This window comes from Photobacterium angustum (assembly GCF_003026365.1).
GTDB lineage: Bacteria > Pseudomonadota > Gammaproteobacteria > Enterobacterales > Vibrionaceae > Photobacterium > Photobacterium angustum.
The window spans coordinates 298809-324808 of record NZ_PYOM01000002.1; the positions used below are offsets into that span (position 1 = coordinate 298809).

Annotated in this window: 18 protein-coding genes; 9 read left to right on the forward strand and 9 right to left on the reverse strand. The window is 38.5% G+C overall.

What is annotated here, in order from left to right:
- Positions 1–58 precede the first annotated feature (58 nt).
- The 3 genes from sodB (at position 59) to CTN01_RS03380 (ending at position 5112) form a co-directional block, all read left to right on the forward strand.
- On the forward strand, positions 59–643 hold the full coding sequence (gene sodB / locus CTN01_RS03370) for a superoxide dismutase [Fe] (RefSeq protein ID WP_005368883.1): 585 nt from the start codon (positions 59–61) through the stop codon (positions 641–643).
- 232 nt (positions 644–875) lie between these two features.
- Positions 876–2033 carry an efflux RND transporter periplasmic adaptor subunit gene (locus tag CTN01_RS03375; RefSeq protein ID WP_052666586.1) on the forward strand — a complete coding sequence of 386 codons (1158 nt, stop codon included), beginning with the start codon at positions 876–878 and terminating at the stop codon, positions 2031–2033.
- Positions 2020–5112: an efflux RND transporter permease subunit gene (locus tag CTN01_RS03380; RefSeq protein WP_045148401.1), complete on the forward strand. Its 3093-nt coding sequence runs from the start codon at positions 2020–2022 to the stop codon at positions 5110–5112. The genes CTN01_RS03375 and CTN01_RS03380 overlap by 14 nt, the downstream gene beginning before the upstream one ends.
- A 74-nt stretch (positions 5113–5186) precedes the next feature.
- On the opposite strand, the gene asd is transcribed toward CTN01_RS03380, so the two are convergent.
- Positions 5187–6305: an aspartate-semialdehyde dehydrogenase gene (asd, locus tag CTN01_RS03385; RefSeq protein WP_045083326.1), complete on the reverse strand. Its 1119-nt coding sequence runs from the start codon at positions 6303–6305 to the stop codon at positions 5187–5189.
- Between the two features lie 707 nt (positions 6306–7012).
- Here asd and nhaC point away from each other — a divergent pair.
- Positions 7013–8464 (forward strand): Na+/H+ antiporter NhaC, encoded by a 1452-nt coding sequence (nhaC, locus tag CTN01_RS03390; protein WP_045083325.1) that lies wholly within the window; start codon positions 7013–7015, stop codon positions 8462–8464.
- Between the two features lie 83 nt (positions 8465–8547).
- Here the strand turns inward: nhaC and CTN01_RS03395 are convergent, their stop codons facing one another.
- From CTN01_RS03395 to CTN01_RS03405, 3 genes are read right to left on the reverse strand one after another with little or no spacing between them, the layout of a single operon-like run.
- Complete coding sequence (locus CTN01_RS03395) at positions 8548–11208, reverse strand: M14 family zinc carboxypeptidase (protein WP_045148400.1); 2661 nt, start codon at positions 11206–11208, stop codon at positions 8548–8550.
- Complete coding sequence (locus CTN01_RS03400; protein ID WP_107188263.1) at positions 11208–12638, reverse strand: ATP-grasp domain-containing protein; 1431 nt, start codon at positions 12636–12638, stop codon at positions 11208–11210. Before CTN01_RS03400 ends, CTN01_RS03395 begins: the two co-directional genes overlap by 1 nt.
- Positions 12639–12652: 14 nt before the next feature.
- On the reverse strand, positions 12653–13627 hold the full coding sequence (locus CTN01_RS03405) for an ATP-grasp domain-containing protein (protein ID WP_045148399.1): 975 nt from the start codon (positions 13625–13627) through the stop codon (positions 12653–12655).
- Positions 13628–13765: 138 nt separating this feature from the next.
- On the opposite strand from CTN01_RS03405, the gene CTN01_RS03410 reads away from it, so the two are divergent.
- Positions 13766–14863, forward strand: coding sequence for a M20 family metallopeptidase (locus CTN01_RS03410; protein WP_045083323.1), 1098 nt, complete (start codon positions 13766–13768; stop codon positions 14861–14863).
- Positions 14864–15046: 183 nt separating this feature from the next.
- Here the strand turns inward: CTN01_RS03410 and CTN01_RS03415 are convergent, their stop codons facing one another.
- Complete coding sequence (locus CTN01_RS03415) at positions 15047–15415, reverse strand: nitrous oxide-stimulated promoter family protein (RefSeq protein WP_045083322.1); 369 nt, start codon at positions 15413–15415, stop codon at positions 15047–15049.
- A 302-nt stretch (positions 15416–15717) separates the two neighbouring features.
- Between CTN01_RS03415 and CTN01_RS03420 the strand changes: the two genes are divergently transcribed.
- Positions 15718–16329: an HAD family hydrolase gene (locus CTN01_RS03420; protein ID WP_045148398.1), complete on the forward strand. Its 612-nt coding sequence runs from the start codon at positions 15718–15720 to the stop codon at positions 16327–16329.
- A gap of 51 nt (positions 16330–16380) precedes the next feature.
- Here the strand turns inward: CTN01_RS03420 and CTN01_RS03425 are convergent, their stop codons facing one another.
- Together CTN01_RS03425 and yejK are read right to left on the reverse strand one after the other, a co-directional pair.
- Complete coding sequence (locus tag CTN01_RS03425) at positions 16381–18381, reverse strand: HAMP domain-containing methyl-accepting chemotaxis protein (RefSeq protein WP_045148397.1); 2001 nt, start codon at positions 18379–18381, stop codon at positions 16381–16383.
- 328 nt (positions 18382–18709) lie between these two features.
- Positions 18710–19723 carry a nucleoid-associated protein YejK gene (yejK, locus tag CTN01_RS03430; protein ID WP_005368908.1) on the reverse strand — a complete coding sequence of 338 codons (1014 nt, stop codon included), beginning with the start codon at positions 19721–19723 and terminating at the stop codon, positions 18710–18712.
- Between the two features lie 75 nt (positions 19724–19798).
- Between yejK and CTN01_RS03435 the strand changes: the two genes are divergently transcribed.
- Together CTN01_RS03435 and CTN01_RS03440 are read left to right on the forward strand one after the other, a co-directional pair.
- Positions 19799–20017 carry a YejL family protein gene (locus CTN01_RS03435; protein ID WP_045083319.1) on the forward strand — a complete coding sequence of 73 codons (219 nt, stop codon included), beginning with the start codon at positions 19799–19801 and terminating at the stop codon, positions 20015–20017.
- Positions 20018–20068: 51 nt separating this feature from the next.
- Complete coding sequence (locus tag CTN01_RS03440; RefSeq protein WP_045148396.1) at positions 20069–21952, forward strand: DUF3413 domain-containing protein; 1884 nt, start codon at positions 20069–20071, stop codon at positions 21950–21952.
- Between the two features lie 58 nt (positions 21953–22010).
- On the opposite strand, the gene CTN01_RS03445 is transcribed toward CTN01_RS03440, so the two are convergent.
- Both CTN01_RS03445 and CTN01_RS03450 read right to left on the reverse strand, forming a co-directional pair.
- Complete coding sequence (locus CTN01_RS03445; protein WP_045129814.1) at positions 22011–22286, reverse strand: hypothetical protein; 276 nt, start codon at positions 22284–22286, stop codon at positions 22011–22013.
- 448 nt (positions 22287–22734) lie between these two features.
- The gene (locus tag CTN01_RS03450) at positions 22735–23532 is read right to left on the reverse strand and encodes an AraC family transcriptional regulator (protein ID WP_045127806.1); all 798 of its coding nucleotides are present in this window, start codon (positions 23530–23532) and stop codon (positions 22735–22737) included.
- Between the two features lie 803 nt (positions 23533–24335).
- Here CTN01_RS03450 and CTN01_RS03455 point away from each other — a divergent pair.
- A complete protein-coding gene (locus CTN01_RS03455) occupies positions 24336–25955 on the forward strand; it encodes a sensor domain-containing diguanylate cyclase (protein ID WP_045148394.1) in 1620 nt (539 codons plus the stop codon).
- Positions 25956–26000: the final 45 nt, after the last annotated feature.

The window sequence follows — 26000 nt, forward strand, 5'->3', positions numbered from 1 at the left end:
TTACTGGAAGCAATAATGTCGTGGCGAAAGCCACCAAACCAATATGGAGAATTGAGCAATGGCATTTGAATTACCAGCTCTACCTTTCGCAATGAACGCTCTTGAGCCACACATTTCTCAAGAAACTCTTGAATACCACTACGGTAAGCACCACAACACTTACGTTGTAAAGCTGAACGGTCTTGTTGAAGGTACAGAGCTTGCTGAAAAATCACTTGAAGATATCATCAAATCTTCAACTGGCGGCGTATTTAACAATGCAGCTCAAGTGTGGAACCACACGTTCTACTGGAACTGTCTAGCTCCAAATGCTGGCGGCGAACCAACAGGTGCAGTAGCAGAAGCTATCGAGAAAGCATTCGGTTCTTTCGCTGATTTCAAAGCAAAATTCACAGATTCAGCAATCAATAACTTCGGTTCTTCATGGACTTGGTTAGTTAAGAAAGCTGACGGCTCTCTAGAGATCGTTAACACTTCTAACGCTGGCTGCCCAATCACAGAAGAAGGTGTTACACCTCTACTAACTGTTGACCTATGGGAACACGCTTACTACATCGACTACCGCAACCTACGTCCAAGCTACATGGATGGTTTCTGGTCACTAGTAAACTGGGATTTCGTTGCTAAAAACCTAGCAGCATAATTGCTCATAAAATAAGCGCAAACCCAAAATTAAAGCCGTAAATAGAAGCATCTATTTACGGTTTTTTTGTATCTGAATTTCTATCGGCTAAATTAGAAATATCACCGCTCCCCAAATAGATATGCACAAGGATGCAATAATAAGCTAACCATTCACTGACAATTCATATGGCTATTTAATATACATTAGCCAAGACTGACACCCTTATCCTGAAATAAGAGAGTTATACGACGTGCACTACAAAAATTTACCCCCACTTCTACTTACCCTAATGGCTTTAACATTATCAAACTTTGCTCAAGCAAAAGATGATGAGAAACCACAGGTGGTTCCTGTTACTGTCGAACCCATTTCTACCAAAGAGTTTGTCGCCACATTAAATGAGGTTGGTAAGATCACTGCGATTGATTTTGCAGAACTAACCTTTAGTACGCCCGGTAAACTTGTGGCTATCAATTTTAAAGACGGTGACGTAGTAAAAAAAGGGCAGATTATTGCCAAACTAGACAGCAGTAAAGTTAAAGCAGATCTTGATAAAGCATCAAGCTCACTCACTACTGCAAAGAATAAAGTTCGACGTGTTATTGAACTAAACAAAAAGCAGCCTGGTGCACTATCTAAGCAAGACTTTGAAGAACTTCAGGATGCTGCAAACCTTGCAGCTGCAGACTATCGCCAACAACAAGCAATTCTAAAAGATTATTCATTAACCGCCCCTTTCGATGGTGAGCTCACAAATTTCACAAAATCAAAAGGCAGTATGATTGATGCTGTTACACCTCTGGTGAGTATTTATAACCTAGATCCTGTTGAAGTTACCTATACCATCAGCCAAAACGATCTTGGTAAAGCAGTAAAAGGCCAACCCATCACAGTAACGGTCGAAGCATACAAAGATATGACATTTAACGGTGTTGTGGATTACGTTGCACCTGCCGTTAATAAAAATACTGGTCGTGTAGCAATTCATGCTCGTATTGAGAACCCAGACCACGTTTTAGCACCCGGTATGTTTGCACAAGTAAGCCAAATGGTGAATGGTCGAACTAATCGAATTGTGGCGCCACAAAACGCTATTCTTGCCCATAATGAAGACCGTTACGTATGGGTCGTTGATAAAAACAATGTTGCAACTAAGCGATACCTTACGTTAGGTAAAAACCTTAATAATGGCTATGTGATTGTTGAAAAAGGCTTAAAGGTAGATGACATTGTGGTTGTCACTGGTCATCAAAAAATCGATGATGAAACTTTAGTAAATATCATCAAGACTCAAGCATCGACAGCTGATGCGCCTGCACAAGAGCCAAAAAAGAAAACAACCGATCCAGCAAAAGCCGGAAAAGAAGAAACTAAACCAGTGAAGGAGCAGAGCAATGAGGCTACCTGAAGTCTGTATTAAACACCCGGTTTTTGCTTCAGTTTTAAGTATTGCAATTATTCTTATTGGTTTGTTTTCTTTCCAAAAACTTGCAATTCAATATTTCCCGGATCACAACAGCCCCAAAGCAACGGTTACCGCCAATATTGATGGAGCCAGTGCTGACTTCATGTCACGAAATGTCGCAACACATTTAATTAATGCCGCAACAGGGTTAGAAAGTGTCGATATTATGACGACTGACTGTACCCAAGGTAAATGTACATTAAATGTAAAGTTTGACGACGGTATTACTGATGTTGAATATGCGAACTTAATGAATAAGTTACGTAGCAGCATTGAAGCTATCATTGATTTTCCGCCAAGTATGGTTGATAAGCCGACTGTTACCGATGATTCAGGTGATAAGGGCTCAGCAAGTAACATTATTACCTTTATCAATAAAGGAAAGATGAGCTCGCAAGAGATGTACGACTTCATTGGTCAGCAAATCAAACCTCAGTTTAGACATATTCAAGGTGTCGGTGGGGTATATGGGCCGTATGGTGGTGCAGCAAAAGCTGTCCGTGTTTGGCTTAACCCAAACCGTATGATGGCACTCAATGTTAAACCCGCTGATGTTGTAACAACGTTAAGTGCATACAGCTCATCATTTACGGTTGGTCAGATCGTTGGTGAAGCGCGTAATTTCCAAATTAACCCAGTTACTCAAGTAACCAGTGTTAAAGATGTACAAGATCTTGTTATCCGAGTCGATGATGGCAACATTATTCGTATCAAAGATATTGCTGATGTCAAAATGGGTGAAAACAGCCTGACACCAAGCAAACTTAAAGTGAATGGTGAAACCGCAATGTCACTGCAGGTGCTACCACTAAAAAGTGAAAATCCTGTTGATGTTGCCGCACGTGTAAAAGCTGAAATCACCAAGATGCAGCAACACTTGCCTGACGGTTTAGAAATGAAGATGGTCTATAACCAAGCCGATTTCATTCAAGAATCTATTGACCAAGGCTTCCATACCCTTTTTGAAGCTATCGTTTTAGTATCTGTAATTGTGGTACTTTTCCTTGGTTCACTGCGTATTGCATCAATCCCAATTATCACCATTCCTGTGTGTATTATTGGTGTTTTTGCAGTAATGTCATTTCTTGGTTTCAGCATTAACGTGCTGACTATTTTAGCCATTATTCTTGCGATCGGCCTTGTGGTTGATGATGCTATTGTGGTGGTTGAAAACTGTTACCGCTATATAGAAGAAGGTGAAACACCGCTTAATGCTGCCATCAAGGGTAGTAATGAAATTATCTTCCCTGTAATAGCAATGACAATGACACTAGCAGCGGTTTACCTGCCTATTGGTTTAATGTCAGGTATGACAGCGGATCTGTTCCGCCAATTTGCTTTTACCCTTGCAGCATCAGTGATCATCTCAGGTATGGTCGCACTAACACTTTCACCGATGATGTGTGCTTATTTAATTAAACCCGTAGCACAACAACCTAAATGGTTTGCTGCAATTGATAAGCAGATTCACAAACTATCACTAGGTTACACGAAACAACTCTCTAAGTGGTTTGATCGAAAAGCATTGATGGGTGGCATCGCACTCGCACTGATCGCACTTTCGGGTGTCGCTGTATGGTATATGCCACAAGTATTGTTGCCGACAGAAGATACAGGCTTCATTGATGGTACTTCAGAAGCACCGACTGGTGTCGGTCGTCGCTATCATATCAAACATAACTCTGAGCTAAATACGGTTATGGGAGACAACAAAGATATTGCTGCGAATTTATCTTATATCGAAGCAACACCATCAAATCATATTTTACTCGAACCTTGGGGTAAACGTACTAAACCAGCAGATGAGATCGTTGCTGAGCTTACGGAAAAGGCAGCAAAAACACTATCAGCTTACAGTATGTCATTTAGTGTACGCTCAGCTGATGGTCTAAATGCAGCAACCAATTTGAAACTGCAGCTTAAGACCGTTAATCGAGATAATACGAAGCTTAATGATACCGCTAACCGTATCGTTAAAAAGTTAAGTGAGTATGATGGTTTAACTCGCGTTAAAAGCTCATTACTTCGAGATCAACTCCGATATGACTTACGTATTGACCGTAACGCAATTATCTTGTCAGGCGTTGCTTATACCGATGTAACCAATGCACTATCGACCTTCCTTGGCTCATTAAAAGCTGCGAACTTACAGGCTGATGATGGTTACACCTACCCTATTCGTGTTCAAGTAAACCGTAAAGATCTGGGTAACTTCGATATTATTGATAAGCTTTATGTCGCATCAGAATCGGGGCAGAATATTCCGTTGTCTGAATTCGTCTCAATTAAAGCAGTAACATCTGAGTCCAGTTTTAAGACTTATATGGGACAAAATAGTGCCGAGATCACAGCGACATTAATGCCAGGTTATACCGCGGGTGATGTACGCGACTACATTGATGAAAATGTTCCTGAGCTACTTGATGACTCGCAAAGCTATGCCTATGACGGTGTGGTTAAAGAGTTAATGGACTCACAGGATGGTACACAAACGTTATTTTTAATGGCGCTAATTTTCATCTATCTGATTCTAGCTGCGCAATTTGAAAGTTTTGTTGATCCATTAATTATTTTGCTGACAGTCCCTTTATGTATTGTAGGCGCTGTATTGACCCTCTGGGTCTTTGGGCAAAGCCTCAATATTTACTCACAAATAGGCTTATTAACCTTGGTCGGATTGGTCACTAAACACGGTATCTTGCTAGTTGAATTTGCCAATGAGCAACGTAAGCATGGTAAAACTGCCATAGAAGCTGCAATCCATAGTGCCCGCTCACGTTTACGTCCAATTTTAATGACATCATTGACCATGATCTTAGGTGCTTTACCATTGGCGTTCGCATCAGGTCCTGGCTCATTAGGTCGCGTAAATATTGGTTTGGTCTTAGTGGGTGGATTAACCGCCGGCACATTTTTCTCGCTATTTCTTGTTCCAGTTGCTTATGTCGGAATGAGTAAGCTAAGAGAAAAAGACGTACTAAAAACTATATTAAGTGGCCGTGGTTTCCGTCAGCGTAAATAATACTAAATCAACGTCGCTATAAACAAAAACGCCTGCATCACTGCAGGCGTTTTTTTATTATCAATTGACTAATATTATACTTTTTCAGAAAGGATAATACGTAACGTACGGCGAAGTGGCTCAGCAGCACCCCATAGTAACTGATCACCAACAGTAAAGGCGTTCAGGTAATCATCACCCATCGCGAGTTTACGTAGACGACCTACAGGTACCGATAGTGTGCCCGTTACCTTAGCTGGGCTTAGCTCTTGCACCGTCACATCACGATCATTCGGGATAACTTTTACCCAATCGTTATGCGATGCAATAATTTCTTCGATTTCATCTAGCGGTACATTTTTCTTCAGCTTCAATGTTAGTGCTTGGCTGTGACAGCGCATCGCACCAATACGTACACAAGTACCATCGATTGGGATTGGAGAGTCCTCTAAGCCAAGAATTTTGTTCGTTTCAACAGACGCTTTCCACTCTTCTTTGCTTTGACCATTTTCACGCTTCACATCAATCCAAGGGATCAAAGAACCGGCTAATGGCGCACCAAACTCTTGTGATGGGAAATCGCTTGAACGTAAGGTATCTGCCACTTTACGGTCAATATCAAGAATCGATGTTGATGGATTCGCAAGCTCACTAGTCACTGAATCGTTAATCACACCCATTTGGCTGATCAACTCACGCATGTTCTTAGCACCAGCACCAGAGGCCGCTTGATACGTTTGTGACGTCATCCACTCAACAAGTCCTGCCTTATATAGGCCACCGACAGCCATCAGCATTAAGCTAACAGTACAGTTACCACCAACATACGTATTGGTACCGTTGTGAATACCCTGCTGAATTTGATCAAAGTTAACAGGATCAAGTGTAATAATTGATTCTGGCTTCATACGTAATGTTGATGCCGCATCAATCCAATAACCTTTCCAGCCAGCTTGTCGTAATGCTGGATACACTTTTTCAGTATAACCGCCACCTTGACAGGTAATAATGGCATCAAGTTTTTTTAAGCTTTCTAAATCAAAAGCATCTTGCAGCATACCAGCATCTTTACCTAAATTAGGCGCTGGGATACCAATCTGAGAGGTTGAATAGAATACAGGGTCAATCAGTTTAAAATCGCCCTCTTCGACCATACGTTGCATCAGTACAGAACCGACCATACCACGCCAACCAACTAAACCTACTTTCATCATTTGCTACTACACTCCCTGTCGTAATTTAACTGCTGTTTCCATCTATAGAGATTTAACGGCTTAAAAACAAGCATAATTTTTATATCTACCTAAAAATATTATCGCAAAAAAGAGTAACAATCTTTGTTAATTTATCGATATTTGAATTTCTTATCACTGGTATTAGTTATTTTTATAAGTTCAAAAATGCAACAACAAAGAAGAATAAAGCAGCAAAAAGGCTTAAAAACTAGTACTTAACGTGTGTTTTTGACTCTAAATATGGAATTAAACAATCAAGCCCATATAATTCAACCAAATACATATCTTTGAAAATACCCGACTATCCTGATAGTCTCCCCTGTCGATTTTTATTAGATATATTATTCAACAATTGAGAGTATTTTAGTTTTTTAAACTAATTTGAATATTATCATTATATTTTTAAACAAATAACAAGAAAAATAAAACCAATATACAAACACAAAATAAAAACCATTATTTAACAAAATAAACACAAAAAAAGCAGCGCTTTTGCTTATCTTTTAAAGCAAAAGACTCAGGTCACATAAAGAAACATTATTTATCGCGGTTTTAGAGCCACCTGCTAGAGTAGCCAACTTTGTTACAAGCTGTGATGCACGTGATTTATTAACCAGTATAGAAATATTAATTACTGACTTTGGGCTAACAGCTCATTTACAGGTACGATAAACAAGGTTAGAAGTATGGAAAAACAGACTGTCGTGAAACTACCCTCGTTGATGCAAGTTCTTGTTGCTCTCGGTATTTTCCTTGCACTAGCATTCTCATTTACTGCTAAGTTAAATTTACCTATTCAGCTAGCACTCTACATCGGCTGGTTCATCATTATCGGCTTAGGTATAAAACTAGGTCATGATTACAAGTCATTAGAAAAAGCCGCAACAAAAGGTATTGCTAATGGTCTAGGTGCCGTATTAATTCTGCTTGCGGTTGGTGCTCTTGTAGGCACTTGGATTGCAGGTGGTATTGTTCCAACCATTATTTACTACGGTCTAAAAGCCATCCACCCATCCATTTTCTTGCTAGCAACAATGATCATTTGTTCATTAACCGCATTAGCAACCGGTACTTCTTGGGGTGCAGCAGGTACGGCAGGTATCGCTATGATGGGTATCGGCCAAGGTTTAGGTATTCCCGCGCCTATGACCGCTGGTGCTGTTCTTTCTGGCTGTTACTTCGGTGATAAAATGTCACCACTTTCAGATTCAGTGATCCTTGCATCTTCTATGTCCAACGTAGAAATCATGGAGCACATTAAAGGCATGTTGCCGATCGCATTAATTAGTTATGTGATCACTGGTATTATGTTTACTGTTGTGGGCTACCACTACGCTGGTAACGTGGACATGTCTCAAGTAGATTCTGTGATTCAAGCAATGGATAAGCAATTTGTTATCTCACCATGGTCTTTTATCCCTGTGGCTATTGTCTTGGTATTACTGGCTTTACGCTTACCATCATTCCCTGTTATTACGCTTGGTTCTCTATTAGGTATTATTTGGGCTGTGATGATCCAAGGTATGGATCCTTTAGTTGCTTTTAATACTGCATGGGCACCATTTTCTATTAGCTCTGGTGTTGAGTTTATCGATGCAATCCTTAACCGTGGTGGTATGTCGTCAATGCTTGGCTCTGTTGCCGTGATCATCTTCGGTCTTGGTTTTGGTGGTTTATTAGATAAAGTCGGTGTACTTCAAACTATTGCCCGTCTTTTTGAAAAACGCGTAAATTCCGCAGGTAGCCTATCCATTTCCACTATTGCTACAGCTTTCCTTGGTAACGTGTTTGGTTCTGCGATGTATGTATCACTGATCCTAACACCTAAAATTTGTGCGAAAAATTACGACCGTCTAGGCTACCAGCGTAAGAACCTTTCTCGTAACGCTGAGTTTGGTGGTACGTTAACCTCAGGTATGGTGCCGTGGAGTGATAACGGTATTTACATGGCAAGCATTTTAGGTGTTGCGACATTCTCATACGCACCATTTATGTGGTTAAGCTTCGTTTGTATTATCGTAACGATAGTCTGTTCATTCATGGGATGGTTTGTGGATCGCTGTCCACCAGCATCAGAAGCCCAATTAGCACAAGATGATGAAGAAGAAGCACTTGCTGTTAAACAGTTAACTTCATAATTCTGAAATTAAAAAGCCCCATCTATTGGGGCTTTTTATTACCTGTTTATAAAACAGTTTGTTACACTAGCATATACCATTAATTAATCACCATTTCGATATAACTGTTCCGCTTCATCTTGCGGCTCCAACTCATCAAATATCACTGGTGAAATGCTATCACTGCTAAACTGCAAGGTGACTGGATCAGAATAATTCGGAACATTGTCATAGCTAAACACCGAGTAAAATTTCGGTATATTGGCATTCCCAAATCGGTCAAATGTATATTCATCCTTGCCAGCATAAAGCTTTACGCCGTCTAGTGGTGTGCGAGGAGGATGAAAGCAATTTCTAACTACATAAACACCCACAAAGTCTGGATCGTCAGGCTTCTTCCAGGTCAATTTCGTTGCACCATCAACTAGTGTGGCATTTAAGTCTGTTGGTGCTGCCACTGGTTGTTTTCGACGTTCTATGTACTCAATAACCAACTGCGGACATTTTTCACTATCACAATTGAACCAAGTCACCATGGCATTTTTGTGCCTTGACGCCGAAGTGGCACGGATGATCAAATTAAGAGGCTGCCCACTGCTAATAACATCTTCTAAATGTTGTCTTGCAGAGCTATCAAACATAAAGCTTTTTCTAGGCGATTTAGATAAACCGATACTACTTGCCTCGTAACCTAGGTATTCGATTTTTTCACGATTTTTTACGCTATAAAAATCAAGGTTATCAATTTCAGCAATATCAACAGTGAAGCGCATTGGTTGTGCAATCTCTCTCGATTGCTCATGCTCTATCTCAAAATAGGCTTGAGTGATAACAATCTCTTTTTCCTGATTGAGGCAGTCTAATGAAAACATGACTTGCCCAAAGACTGTATTTTCATCACTGTCAAAGCCACATTGGATAACATTCTTTTGTGGTGGTTCTTGTAGGGTAAAAGTATGACAATCACTTGCCGATATCGCGACCTTAGATGTTTTTTTGGTGTAGATAACTTCCAAGCTTGGGCGGTAATGAATACCACCACCAAAACGGCCATATCCGATATCAAATTGCATAATTTGGGAATCATTGCCAATTGGAAGCGAAGTCGGCCCCTGAATTTTGAGAAGTAAACGTCCTTGATTTAGTTGTTGCTGCAGTAACTGTTTTTCTATCGCACTGAAACACCATGACTTCCAAATACCTTGTGTTATTTGATCGGAGCAAATGGCATCACCTAGGGTTTGTTGCGGTACAGCTTGATGAATTTGATCAAAACTTCGGATATTGGTGATTTCTTCTGGATCAAGAATAGAAACTGACCATTCACCATAATTTTCTATTTTGGCGCCTACACGATTCATTGGATATAGCGAAAAACAGGCATCTTTGATAATTGCATCTTCGGGCAATCTATCAATATCAAAAGCAATGACACCATAACAAATCCCTTTAGTTTTATTGACACCAATAAACAGAGAGTTATATCCAAAATGCTCCGCATTAAACTCTTTTGTTAATTCCCCTACATAGCCAATTTGTTCAGCTGCGGGGAATAAGGTGTAAGAAAACTCATCTTTTGCCAAATTTGTTTTTATCTTAAGTTCTGGAGCGAAAGGTGATTTTATTCGTGTCACCCGATTCACTTTTCTCAAATTATAAAAGTATCGATGACCAGATTGTAATTGACTATCAGTGAAACTATTTTCGGAAGTATTGGCGATTAAGGTTTCAGGAGTACAATGGTATTTGGGCGTATCACTTCGATAAATTTGATAATAGCAATTACTATCGTCCTCACCACTATTCCAAACTAATTCAACTTGGGTATCATCAACCTGCTTAATCGTGAAGTTTTCAGGTCGAGATGGCGCAAGTTCAGAATAATCAATCGCACTATTTAACGCATAAAGCAAAGCAGGAATATTCTCATTCACACTTTGCGTCATGTTAACTAAATAGTCCGGTATATTCCGACTACCTACCTCGACAACACTGGAGAGAATCCCGCGATCATAGTAGTACTCACGACCACTTCCATGGATCAAATTAGCAGGTGGCTTACCTCTGTGTATGCCATATTGTCTGTTTGTTACTTTATGAATTTTATGCGCCATATTGGCGCATAAAATATTCAAGTCGGTCCCTTCAATTTCAGCTTCATGGTTAAACTTATGAGCAGGGAAAAACACGTTCCCCTGCGAGTGATAATCTAACGCAATACTGATATTTTTATGTTCTTCAACAAACGTTTTGATAGCTTGTGTTTCTGGCTCTGAAAATGCCTCAGGTCCACTGTAAATATTCGACTGAGTATCAAAACTACGCTTAAAATTCACGCCAAAGTTTCGATTCAAATCAACGCCAAACGTGCCGTCTTTATTATCTCGTCTATTCTTGCGCCAAAATGAAAAGTGTTGTCTTGAATATTCAAAACCGTCAGGGTTAAGACAAGGCACCATATAGAGTGTGTTTCGCGTTAATGCCTCAACAACATCGGGATTGGAAGGATAATTATCAAGAATATACTGAATAAAATTCACTGCTAACTCGATACCAATCCATTCTCTTGCGTGAATCGTTCCCGTATAAAGCAATGCGGGCTTCAAATCTGCATAAGCCACATCTTGTGACAAAGTCACCATCATGATTGGACGATCTTCATGAGTCTGACCGATATTCTGCAACCGGATCAAGTGAGGATACTTCTTCATCGCCTCAGTGAGAAAATCAATCGTATCTTGATAAGAGAGATATTGTTTTTTCATTACTCAACCTCACTCGGCTGAGTATTCCAAGCTGCAATAATTGCATTGAGTTTTTTCTGCTTTAAATTACTCACTTCAAGTAATCGTGAAGGATGATTATTCAAGACATCCAACGTTCCAGCTACACCAAAACGCTCAACAACCTTGTTAGCTAGATTTACTCCGATCCCTTTAACTGAGGTAAAAAACTCGATTATCTGTTGTTGATTAAGCGCATCCTCTGTCTTATCTGAATCAATCGCAGCTGTTGGGTATTGCGCTTGCTCGACACCTAAATCTAGTGTCTTCTCTAATTCCGCTTGCGGTTTCGGTTCTAAAAACTTTGCTAAAAACTGATTCAGTCCGTTATCACCACTATGTAGACCTTGTAAGTTCCAGACTTCACTTGGCCACTCTTCATTTAAGTCATCTTGGATGTTTTCTAGCGCATATAACTTATCTTGAGGATTTAATTCACCTGTATCCGTTGAAAATGATGCTTGTCCAAATGAGATATTACGCATCGTTCTCAATAGCGAAGAATCAATTTTCCCTAGCTCTTCCCAGTTCTTATGAGGGAAGTAAGGTTTTTTAAACATCTCAGGCGCCAGTTGCCACATTAAATACTGTCCAATCCAATCACGAATATAAGGAAAAGCAGCAAACGCCGTCGCACATTCTAAAATGCTGTATTCATCGTTGTGACTCACTGCAATATCACATGCCCAATATTCAGCTTTCGCAGCTTTAGATGCATTAATTGCAACTTCCAATACTTTCTCTGGAATGGCTTGATAATCCATACTGCCACCTTGGCTAGTATTGGTTAGCCACTCTCCTTCTGGCGGTCTACGCCAAAAAGCACAAACAGGTTTATGCCCAATCAACATCACACGAATGTCCGCTTTCATTGGAACAAAATCTTGTATATAAGCCGGAAAATAACGACGTTCAGAAAATAGCTTTACTGCCTCATCAGCACTATCAACTTTGTGGACAAAATACCCACCGTAGTTTGATGGCCCATAAGAACGTTTAATAATTTTCGGGTAACTTGTCTCGTTGATATAATCAAGTGCCTCTTCCACATTATAAAATATCTTTGTTTTAGGAATAGGTAATTGATACTTATGGCAAAAATGAGTGACGTTTTCTTTCGATTTATTACAAAACTGTGCATCCAAAGACGGAATAAACTTCACATTCGGAAGTGCTCTTGAGATATCACGAAATGTTTCGTAAGCAGTAGCTGGAATATTACCAATCAGTACATCAATTTTTTTTCTTTTCACTTCATTGATAAAGCGCTGCTTATCATTAGCCCAATGATACGTCACTTGCTCAATCTTATCCGGCCAACCTTTGAAATTCGAACGATCAAAGAAACGTAAGACATGATCTAAATAAAGTAAGCCAAGTTTTGGTCGAGAAGTTGCATTAACGCTTTGCATATTTCCTCCTTAAATTATGCGAAATCAGTGTAGTTAATATCAGAAGCAACGTTTGAATTAGTGGATGTGTTTTTTGAGCGATGGCTCTGCTTTCTTGTTTTTCTATCTATAAGCTCAACAATGCATTGAATTTTCTTAGCATTAAAATTGATGCCCATTTTTTCTTGTTCTGGTGTTGCAAAAGCAGGAATACCGTTAACTTCAAGCACAACATACTTTTGATGCTCGATATCATAAATAATATCAACGCCCGCAATTTCTAACCCCGAAATGCGTGCCGCTTTAAGGGCGAGCTCAATTACCTCTGGCGGAGCTTCTCGTTGTATGACATTACCACCGCTTGTAATGTTAGTTTTCCAACTCCCCTCGGCCGCTTTTCTGCCATAACAGGCAATAAACTGATCATCGACAATATCAACACGGTAATCAGTGAAGTCATTTTCTATGATACGCTCTAGGTATAGCTGAGGTGATGCTTGATTCACGATGTAAGGATAAATTAAGTCAAGATCACGCTCACTTTCGAGTTTGATGATCCCGTTACCTCCCCAGCCATTGATTGGTTTACAAATGGCTTGTCCTTGCCAAAAATGGAAATGCTTTTTTAAGTTATCTATATTTTTTTTATTGCAAACAACATAGTCTGGCGTATTAATACCATGCCTTTTTAATAATTGAGCTGTTTTAAATTTATCTTCAGTTAATTCAAATGCTTCATAGTTATTAATAGTTGGAATAATAGTGCTAAGCGTTTGATACAAATACGTTTGATAAGGTGTTTGCTGACCTGCATTATATGAAAAAAACAGATCTAATGAGCCCATATCCTGATCGTTACAGAAAATACTTCCGTCATGAGCAACCGCATTACCAAGATCAAGGTTGGTAACAACGCTGATACCTCGTTCGTTTAACTTAGAGGTTAATTGGTTCTGTATCTGCTCACCACCACCGTTTTGATACATCCATAATCCAATACGACGTTCCATTTTAACTCCTACTGTAAATACGCCATAAACATAAAAATCCCCCACTCATGTAAACATGGTTTCATATAAGCTTGTTAAAATGCAATAATTAATAATAAATTAGTAGCATATTAAAATTGCATTTATGTGGAGTTAGCTATGAAACACGATGATTATTTAATTCTTAAGACAATGATGAAAAAAAACTCTTGGACCAAAAACAAAAAAGGGGTCGATGAGTATGGTCAATTGATGGCTGGTTGGCTAAAAGAGCTTGATATGGACCTTCAGTGTTTTCAGCGTTCAGAAATAGGTAATCATCTGCTCTTTACCTCTTCACATGAAGATCAATCCCCAACTCTTCTTCTCCTTGGTCATCTTGATACCGTATTTCCACCAGATACGTTTGAAGAAGTCAGTGAGGATGAAGAGTGGCTATACGGACCTGGTGCATGTGATATGAAAGGTGGGAATTTTGTTGCTTTAATGGCACTACGTAATATCTACGAAACACTGGGGCAAGTTCAAAATATAGATGTCTTACTCGTCAGTGATGAAGAAACAGGAAGTGATGACAGTAAGTCTCTACTTCGAACTATTGCGCCAAATTACAGTGCTTGTATTGATTTTGAAGCAGCCGGAAAAAATCATGAAGTAGTAACTGCACGTAAAGGAATTGCTACCTACACCATTAATATTGAGGGTAAAGCAGCACATGCTGGTAACCATTTTTGCGATGGTGCGGATGCCAATTTAGTCGCAGCAAAACTTCTTATTCAGTTAGCCGAACAAACCGATCTTGAAAATGGAACCACAATCAATGTCGGAAAAATAAATGGTGGTATTGGTGCTAATACAATATCACCACACGCTACTCTCACCGTGGAAGCTCGCTTTACGAGTCTTAATGAGCAAAAACGAATTATTGATGTTATTCCTAAACTCGTTAATCACTATAACAAAGATGGTATTACCCTATTTATTGATGGTGGGTTACAGAGAGATGTTATGGTGCCGACTTCAGATCAAGCAGCATTAATTGATAAGCTCTCGAGCATTATTGGTATCCCGTTAAAAACTGAAAAACGAGGAGGTGTCAGTGATGCTAACATTATTGCGGGAATGGGCGTACCTACTCTTGATGGCTTTGGCCCTTATGGCGATGGCGATCATACCAAGCATGAGCGAGTATCGAAAAAAAGCATTAAGAGAAGGATCTTAGAAGTGACTAAGGTATTGGAATATTATGCTTCTTAGAATTAAGAAGCACCTGGCTTTAATCAGCAGTTGTAATATTGGTAAGACGGTGGATTATTCTTAGTTCAATACCATTTAACACTAAGAGAACTCTGAAGTTGTATGACTACTTTAGAGTTCTACATAATCCACTGATTAGATCAAAATACATCTGTTCATACTTTATGCTAAACCGACCCTGGATTAGCCCGTTTTTGTCAAGATCTCTGTTTTGCCTGCTGATATTTGGGCACTATGTAAATTGTCTAATTTAAATTGTATAGCCCTAATTGGATGACGCCATAAGTAACGTGGAAATGTCCAACGTAACACATGGATCATTTGTAATCGTTTGGCAGATTGGTAGCAATGCCCAATACAATGCGTACAACTTGGCTTATCATCACCTAGTCGACAACCTGTTACGCGCTCCTCAACATACTCGATAAGACTTTCACATTCAGGGCAAACAATTGCCCCACGGTGCAACGTTTTACAATATAGGCGAATCATCGCTTTCACTGCGTTCAGTTCACGTTGCGAACGAACTGAATGATTGTTTTGAGCTATCATAGTGGCGTTATTATCCACTGGGACTATAAAGATCCAATGATAAAGATCAATTTTTCGAAGAAATCATAATTTTTTGAGCAAATATCGAAATTTAAGCCAAAATATTGATTAAAAGGCATACTTTAATACATTGTTCAAAAAAAGAACTAAATGTAAAAATCACCTCCTAATCAGTTTAATAGATACTTCAACTGGGTTTATACTCTACTTTTATGTGTGTTGACGGGAAAAGTACATACCTTAAAGTAATACCTCTTAATCATTTATTACCTTTGTTGCTAATCTATATTGTTGAGGATTCTATGATTCCATTTGCTCTCGATTTAAAAACAATCAAAGCCGTTATTTTTGATTTAGATAATACCTTGGTGACTTCAAACATTAATTTTTCTCAGATACGCCAACAACTGAGCTGCCCCCAAGATATCGACTTATTAAGTCATATTGAAACACTGAACGCTAATGAAAAGGCGCATGCCAATAATATTATTTTTGAACATGAACTTTCTGATGCAGAAAGCTCTTTTCCGATGACTGGGTGCCATGAACTACTTATGTATTTGCAAGCAAATGAGATAAAAACGGCAATTATTACCAGAAACTGCTTGGCAGCAACTCACAAAAAACTCTCACATAATCAAATCAGTGTTGAGCGTGTAATCACCCGCGAATGTTTCCCACCAAAACCTAATCCATCCTCTCTAGAGTCACTAGCAAAGGATTGGGGGTTGATGAGTGATGAAATACTTTATGTTGGTGATTATTTTTATGACTTGCAAGCGGCTTATAACGCTAAGATGCCGTCTTGCTTGGTCCATCATGGTGAGGAATTAGCGTTTAGCCATGCCGCTTCATTGGCTTTAAATGAACTAAGCGATTTACTTTTTCAATTTCAATTATTAAAGAAAAACTAACAAGGCCATCATAAAAATAGCCTTGTTAAATAAGTCATCATAGTCAGCAACTTATCGAGTGACAAATGTTGCCATTTGACTATTAAGTTCAGTAACTTGTTCTTTTACTTTAGAAGATGTTTCTGCTGCACTTTGACTATGGTTGGATACCTGATTTACAGAATCAGTAATATCAGCCATGAGAACGGTAATTGAATTTGTTGCATGTGATTGCTGCTCTGCGGCTGCGGCAAGCTCTTCCATTTGACCATTTAATTGGCCAATTTTTTTTGTGGTCGAGAGTAACCGCGACACTGCTTTTTCAATATGTTCAGCACCTTGATCGGCAAGAGTTTGACTACTATCAATTTCTTCAACCACAGCATGTGTAGAGTGTCGAATCGCATTAATAATATCGTTAATTTCTGTCGTCGATTGGGTTGTCCTTGTTGCTAACATTCGAACCTCGTCTGCTACTACAGCAAAACCTCGGCCTTGCTCTCCAGCTCTTGCAGCTTCAATAGCAGCATTAAGTGCGAGTAAATTCGTCTGCTCAGCCAAGCCTTCAATCACTTCCGTCACCCGACCAATCGCTTCACTTTCTTTACTTAATCGCGTTACCTGAGTACTCGCCGTAGCAATATTGTTGTGCAAGGTTTCCATTGTAATTTTATTTTGCTCTAGTGCATCACGCCCTAACTCGATTTCTCCTTTAGAGTCTGACAACTTTTGTACCGATAACGTTACCTGCTCTAAAGTATTGGCTGTGGCAGAGGCGATTTCTTCCAATTGGCTTCCCATTTGTTCAATGCTCGCTTGTTGGTGCACCACGTTCGATGATGTGACATGTGCAGAAGTCAGCAAATCTTCCATGCTTACATCAACTTGTTGAACTTTATCCGTAACACCAGAAACAATTTCTGCCAGTGAAGCATTCATTCTATTTATTGATTCTGTTAAAACGGCCAGTTCATCATTACCAACAACCTTAAGAGGGGGTTGAGATACATCACCAAAAGCAATCGTCTTTGCTCTCTCAGACAGCAATGAAACTCGGCGACCAATCGTATTTCCCATATATTTTGAAATAGCGATAGCCGAACTAACAATTAGTACAATGGCAATACACATGGTCGTTAGCGCATTTTGAATCGATTGATTAATTCCTTGCCCGCTTTGATCTGCCCGCTGTTGCTGTGCTTGAACTACCGTTTCTAAACTCTGCTCAAGGGCTACGGCTGAAGGTAATAGCTCATTTGCCATAAGTTGATTCGATTTATTCCACTCAGGTGAGAGACGAAGGGCTATCACATTCTCTGCTAAAGGAAAGTAAAGTTGCTGCATCTCTTTAAAAAGCGACCATAACGATGCGTGCTCTTCCGTTAGTCGATCTAACTTTTTATCAATTTCAGCTACTGATTTTTTATGTGACTTAATTAAATCTCGATATTTATCTAAGTACTCTTGCTGCCCATACAACAAAAAATCGCGAAGTGAAGCCAATGCATTTGCTAGTGATACATAGCTGTCAGCATAAACCTTAAAAAGTCTTTTTCTCTCACCGCCAAACGGGTTACTGGATTCTTCATTAATCAAACTTTGGATCTGATCTAATGCGACCTCAGCAATGGGGGCCGCTTCATTAATGAAAAGGTTATGGGCAGGTAAATTTTCACGGCTATGACTTAAAACAAGCAATTGATTCAATGATGTCTTAACAGATTCCCATTGTTCTTGAATGGTGTTGAACTTCTGCGCTGAAATCAACGTTTGAAGCGTTGGCAAAGACTCATTAATAGAGGCAATCGTCTTGTGAACATCTTTATTCAATTGTTGGCTATGCTGATCATCTCCTCCCAATAACATATAAGCACGAATAGAAGATAGCGATGCTTGTACCGATTGCTGTATACCTCGGCTCGTATCGACAGTCGGTATATCAGAAGTCAGTAGAGAAGATGCATATTGTTCAACCGTCGAGATATTTCGATAGGTAAATACCGAAGAAACAATAAAAAGCAATGTCAATAAGGCAAAGCTCAGTTGTAACTTCCTTGATATCGTAAGTTTCATCCATAAACTCCTGATAAAAATATTAATAAAATATAGCTAAATTTTACAAATTATTAAACAAAACAGTAAAAAGAATTAACATTTATCCGAATTTAGAGATCTACTGCAAATTGCTTTTTTATAGAACGAGTTAGATAAAAACAAAGCGCCATAATTTTGACGATCTCATACCATGCAGAGACTAAAGAAAACAATCAAACGTGAGAAGAGATAAAGACGTGCTTTAGAGTATTACGATAAATAAATAAATAGAGAGCAGAGTAACTTATTCAACATCGGCCATATTTTACTAGAATGAAAATGGTATGGCCGATGTCACTTATAATGATTAATTATCCGAATTTAAACGACGTAAAAGTTGATCTTTTAAATTCGGCGGCGTGCCTTTAATGGTTAACGTATCTGTTTCTGCATCATAGAAAATACGCTCACCCAGCAACATACTGTCGAAATTAAGCGTCATACCACCGCCAGAGCCCACAAATTTCGTAAGTTTACGCATTGCAGTACGATCGGCAGGAAAGCTTTCTTCTAACTCATAACCTTGCTTTGACGTGAATTCATAGAAGTTAGTACCGTCGTCAGAAGTCGGTAACTCACCCGCAAGCTCTTTCACCGCGACTTCATCACCCGCTTGTAGTTGGCCATTACAGTAATCATAAACCTGCTTACGATATTGCTGTTTTTCTTCTTTATCTAAACGTGAATCAGCACAGAAATCTTCCACAGCTTGCATCAGCACTTGGTTTTGTTCTTTAACATCTAAGCCAACATCTGCTTGCATAAAGTCTAAGAAAAAGTCTGCAATTTTACGTCCCACACGCCCTTTCGCGAACGTTAAGTAACGCTTAGATTCAGGATCGGTTTCCCATGAAGACAAATCAATTCGCGCAACAATATCCATTTTGGCGATATCAAGGTAGTCAGTCGCGCTAATACTTAATTGCTCAGTCACCTTCATACTGTGACAGGTCGGTAACATGCCAATAAACAGGTAATCTGTTGCTAATGACTGGTATTCCGCCATCACAACCGTGCCCGCTTCAGCAAAAGGATACTTAGCCAACTCAGTTTGTAAACGCTTAACAGCCATATCTGAAAACGTTAAGAAATCTAATTCGCCTTGACGGAATTGCTTCAGCCAATGAGAAAACTCACTGTCTTGAGCAAAAAGTGCAAACCCTTTTGCCCCTTTACTGCTGTAAATGCGATGGAGTTCAGCCACGAGATCTTCAGTCGATGCATCGTTCTCAAGAGTCTGATTTCTTAAATGTATTTCTAGTTCATCTTGGTCGTTTTTTGTCAATTGATGAAGAATGACATTAGAAAGTGTTAGGCTCATAATGAAAAGGTTTTCAAGAAAAGTGAACTCTAGGTTATCATAAGTCGCTTATGTAAACATTAAACAAGATTTCTTATGCCAATTACTTCAAAATACAGCACTAAACAAGTTGAACAAATCATTGATGACATGTTCGATGTACTTGAAAAACATAAAACATCACCAGAATTAGCACTGATGGTTGTTGGTGATATTGCAACCAATATTATTAACGCGAATGTGCCGGCTGCTCAACGCGCAGTGATTGCAGAAAAATTTGCTAAAGCTCTGCAGACCTCAATTAAAAAAGACTAAGTTTAATAGTCATATTAAACTTGCATTGAAGACTGAGAAGAATTGACATTTATGGTCGCCAGCGGAAATACCTACAAAGAGAAAGTCTCACAGCTGATTAGCTGGGGGCATTGGTTCAGTTTCTTTAATATCATCGCCTCCATGCTATTGGGTACGCGATATATTACACATTCAGACTGGCCAGCAACGCTGATCGGGCAACTTTACCTTTTATTGAGTTGGGTTGGCCATTTCGGCTTTCTTGTTTTTGGCATCTATATTCTGATCATATTTCCAGCCAGCTTTTTGATACCTTCACAACGTTTAATGCGTTTATTTGGGGTATTAGTCAGCACCGTTGGTTTAACTGCCCTATTACTTGATACCTATGCTTATCAAACAGTAGATTTACATTTAAGCCCATTAGTATGGGATTTATTGTTAAGTGGCGATAAGACAGAATTAAATGCTAGCTGGCAATATCTATTTGTCGTTGTTCCAGTCATCTTCCTCTTTGAGCTCATGTGCTCAGAGTGGGTATGGCGCAAACTTAGAAAGCTAACCCGTAAACATGTTGGCGGTCCTATCGCACTTGTTTTTGGGGTTTGCTTTCTAGGTAGCCATCTAATTTACATCTGGGCAGATGCAAATTTATACCGTCCTGTAACCATGCAGCGTTCTAATTTTCCTTTCTCTTATCCTATGACGGCTAAAACCTTCATGGAAAAGCATGGTTTACTTGATCGACAGGAATACACTAAGCGCCGTGCAGAGCAAGGCATACAAAACAGTGAATTTGTTCGCTATCCGATCAGCAAGTTAAGTTTTAATGATCAAGGCACAGACCAAAACCTGATGATCATTATGGTTGATAGTCTACGCAGTGATATGTTGACATCAACGGTTATGCCTAATTTAACAGCATTTGCTCAAAACAACCTGAATTTCACCAATAACTACAGTTCAAGTAATAGCGATTCGACTGGCGTATTTGGTCTGTTATATGGCTTACCAAGTGGCTATATCAATAGTATTCACGCAGAGAAAAAATCTCCCGTATTACTCAATACTCTTCAAGAGCGTGATTATAATTTTGGCTTATTCAGTGGCGAGAACTTTGACCTACCAATTTATCGTGAAGCAATTTTTGCCAATACTAAATTGGCAGTAACAGATTCACGACACGCTCGCGATATTGAAAGCGATTCTCATGCAATAAAAGATTGGGATCATTGGTTAAGTAAACAAAAATCAAATAAACCATGGTTTAGCTTCCTTGAACTGACCTCTGTTCAGCAGTTTAAAGAAGGTGAACATTATAAACCTCGCTTTACTCCTTCATTAGGCAGTAATGCCATTAATGAAAAAGGAGTTGATTCCACATTGCTGCTTAAAAACAGTTACCGTAATGCTGCGTATCATATTGATGAAATGCTCGGACGAGTGTTTGCTCAATTAGAAGCAAAAGGTGATATGGCAAATACCATTGTGGTGATTGCCTCAAACCACGGCACTGAATTTAATGAGACAGGTAACAACACTTGGGGAGCTGGCAGTAACTACAGCCAATACCAAATAAAAGTGCCGCTGATCATTCACTGGCCCGATCATTCTGCGCAAGAAGTGACACGCTTAACAAGTAATTTAGATCTAGTGCCAACACTAATGGAATCATTACTTAATGTGGCTTCCGCGAACACAAATTACAGTTCAGGTGTGAGTTTGTTTAATAACAATAATAATCGTCGTTGGTTATTAGCTGGAGATGATTCTGATATTGCTGTTGTTGAAAATAAACAAACAACCGTGGTTGATAAATATGGTAACTACAATGTCTACGATAAAAATTACCAATTAGAAGATGAAGGCAAGCCAAAGCTTTCAACATTAATGCAGGTCATGAATGAATTAAAACGTTTCTATGAACCGAGACATAATCAAGATAATGACAAGTAATTATTTATCGTAAACTACAAATAAAAAGCAGCGCTAATTAATCGCTGCTTTTTATTTATCAGTGGTAATCATCTCTTGCATCGTGATAACAATGCTCAAATCCATCTTGCCAACCATGAGAATACTTACCCTGCTTTGCCATTCGTTCAGGATCACGTCTAAACCCCTTCTTATACATCATTTCATCAAGCTTTCTGCTATGACACCCATCTTGATAACCATCAAGATAAGGGCGTGTAAAACCTAACTCAGACAGCTGTTGATGACGACTTGTCGTGCATCCCATTAATAAAAAATATAAGCACAAACAAAAAAAAATCTGACGATATATCATAGTTAGTACTCCTCTCACTTTCTTTTACCCAGAAAATCATTACTGATTGAAATATGAGCATTCCCTTAAGGATAGAAAAATAAGCATCATTAAAATGTCTAAATAAAAAGACAATAAATGTATCGCTTTTATCGTTTTTTGTTCTTACTTTGAAAAATAATATATTTTTGTAGGATTTATCGCGCCTATTCATTAATAAATAGTTTGGATAAAAACAATGAAATTTATATTAAAATAAAATTTTATTTAATTGTAATATTTTTTGAATAATGACTTGCATTGATATTTTGTATCAAAAAATACAAAACAGCAGAGAAAGCAACACTCAAAATACCTTAAGTGAACTTTCGTAATATTTTTTATTGATACTTAAGCTATTCTTAATTAACTGTAAAAATAATTATAAACTACGCATCAATAGCGCAATTTAATAGTTAATTATTATACTTTATAAATTATTTAAGCTCGATTGCTGTTTTGCATATTGCTTTGGAGGTATTCCCATTTTATTTTTAAAAAATGTAATAAAAGCACTAACTGATTCATAACCTAAATCATCTGATATTCGTTGTACAGGCACTCCATCCGAGAGCTTTTTAAAAGCTAGAATTAGATGTAACTGTGCACGCCAACGAGCAAAAGACATTCCAAGTTCTTGATTTACGAGTCGACTAAGTGTCCTTTCACTCATCGCAAATCTTATAGCCCATTGACCAACTGTATTTCTATTTGAAGGATCATCTAACAGAGATTCTGCAATCTTATGTAGTCTAGGTTCCTTAGGTATTGGGAAATCAAACTGTTCAGTAGGCATTAAAACCATTTGATCGATTAGTACATCAATTATACGACCTGTTTCCTTTATTTTCGAATGTTGATGATCAAGGTGACATAAATAAGTGATTAACTCTCGTAATAAAGGAGAAATTGACAACATCACTGGTTGTTGAGGTAAGCCTTCAATACAAGGATCAATAAATAGATTACACACCTTCGCACCTGGCGATATACGAATATTATGAGGTGTCTCTGTTGGTACCCATACCGCAGTATTTGATGTCATCATCCAAACTCTATCAGATACGTTACATGTAACATATCCACTCAATGGCAAAACAAGTTGACACTTCTTGTGGCTATGTATTGGTGTTTCACTTTTTTTTTCTATGCCACTTAAGATATAACCTATTGCTTTTTGTGAATATGAATCTGAATCAAAATTTGGATCAAAAGACTGATATTGCATAATTACTCTCTAAAATATTTGTGTGATGAATATATATCTCAAAAAGTAACAGTGCAATAGCACATTTAGCTATTTGACAAACTTGATTTTCTGCCGAATTTCACGTTCAGGAAACATTTTTGCTATTTTGCAAGCCATCCTTACATCAAGGAGAATTTTTTTCTCTAAATCATGTATTTTTAGCTAGAAGAGTTTGATAAAGCTTAAGAACAATGACATAAAAAAATTATAGATAAAATAAATTTATTTGTATTATTTTTAAGAATCCCCCCTCTTTTTAATCATGTGACTTAAAAATATTGATATCTAAATTAATCTTTTCAATATTGTATAAATTGCTAATTCTATATCTTAATAATCTTGTATTTTAGATACATAATTAAACAAGTTTTCGACTTTATATAATTACATTATTATCGATTAAAGTTAGTGATTGTAAGCTAAAAAATGAAAGAATTTGATTACAGCTAATTTGTAGTTCAACCCCAGAAACACATACAGAAAAAAGTAAAAAACAACGAAATATTATTACCAATACTCGCTAAATAATCTTTCCCTCAGCAACAATATTATTATTAATTGGAATCCTGATTTCCTAATAGGCATAATTAAGAAAATCTCATTTAATTGCCTAAGAAAAACTACACCTCAAGTATTACTTTGCTCGCACTTTTTGCTCTTAATTTGAATAACAGCACAATTTTGTGGGTTATATCGCGCCTATTTATCAGTGAACAGTTAAAATATAAACAGTTAAAAATAATATTAAAAATGAATTAAGCTCAATTGGAATTTGTCCTTTAATGAAGAAGCACGTTGATCTTTTTTATCAAAACATTACAAAGCAATGGGGAAATGCGCATAGCTTACGTACCATATGTGAACTGACTTGCCGTAATCTTATGGAGTGTTTTGACGTTCATCATTGCCAGCTGATTGTTGCTTATAAAGGACATTGGCAGTCTCTAGTACAACTGAATGAAGCCGGTATCCAGTATAGCTTTCCACCTGTTGTGATTTCAGAAGAAACACATACCGATATTTACCAATCACTTATAGGGCAAAACAGCACACAACCCTTCACTACCTCTAATGGTGATTTTCATCGTGCATGGCTGCCATTACTCCGTCGTGAGCAACGCATCGGCTGGCTAATTATAGATTTTCCTCATGTAGCAAAAGTAGATATTGAGGCATTCCGTCAATTGTGTACGCTACTCGCCACTGAAATTGATGCTGACCTTTTATCGCAAACAATCAAAACAGAAAATAGCTCTCGCCGACACGCCGAGCAAGAATTAAGAAACAGCCAATACGAACAAGATCTACTACTTGAACAACTTAAAGCGATGCATAGTATTTCATTCATGTTATGGCGAACAAAGTCAATCAAAGAAATGCTCTTTATTGCCGTTGATGAAGGAAAAAAACAACTCGAAATCGATCGTATGGCAGTCTTTCTATTTGATAAGGAATACCGCATGCATGGTACCTATGGTACAGACATTGCGGGTAATACTATTGATGAATATTATTTTGAGTCAGTGATCCCTGAACAATGGTACGCCGCACGAACACTTGAAGAAAAAGAATACCTCGCCGTTCAAGAAAACACCCCGCTTTATCACGATTTAAAGCAGGTTGGCTTTGGCTGGAGTGCCTATATTGCCTTATGGGATGAAGATACCCCAATTGGTTGGATTGCTTGCGATAATCTCTTAACAGGTCGTCCTTTCCGTACTTATCATCACCAGTTATTAAAACAATACGGGTTTATTATTTCGCAGCATCTTGTTCGCCATCAGGCTGAAGATCGTCTCAAACGGCTCAATAGAGATCTCGAAAAGCGCGTACTTACCCGTACTGAAGAGCTTAATAACGTTAATAAGATGCTGGAAAAAATTTCTCGTCTTGATCCATTAACCAATATAGCTAATCGTCGCGTATTTGATGAGTCAATTGCTGATGAATGGCGTCGAGCTGAAAGGCATCAGTTGCCCATTTCTTTATTGATCATGGACATTGACCACTTCAAACAATATAACGATTATTTAGGTCATGACGCCGGTGACGTCTGCTTAAAGACAATAGCTCACGGGCTGGCTGATATTGAAAAACGTGCAGGCGCGTTATTTGCTCGTTTCGGTGGGGAGGAGTTTGTCTTATTACTGCCAGGTCAAGACAGTAAAGCCGCTGTTTTTTCAGCGAAAAAAATCTTAGCTACGATGAATGAAATGGCGTTGCCTTTCCCCCAGAATGAAGAGTCAGAGACGAAAACAGACTCAATAGTCACCCTCAGTATTGGTGTGAGCTCTATGGTACCGACTCAAGGCAGTAATTATAAAATGTTATTTAATACCGCAGATAAAGCCTTGTACCGCGCAAAAGGTGAAGGGAGAAACTGTTACAGACTCTTACTCTAGCTTTAATACAAAGTGGTTACTCACTCAATAACGTAACCACTTTGT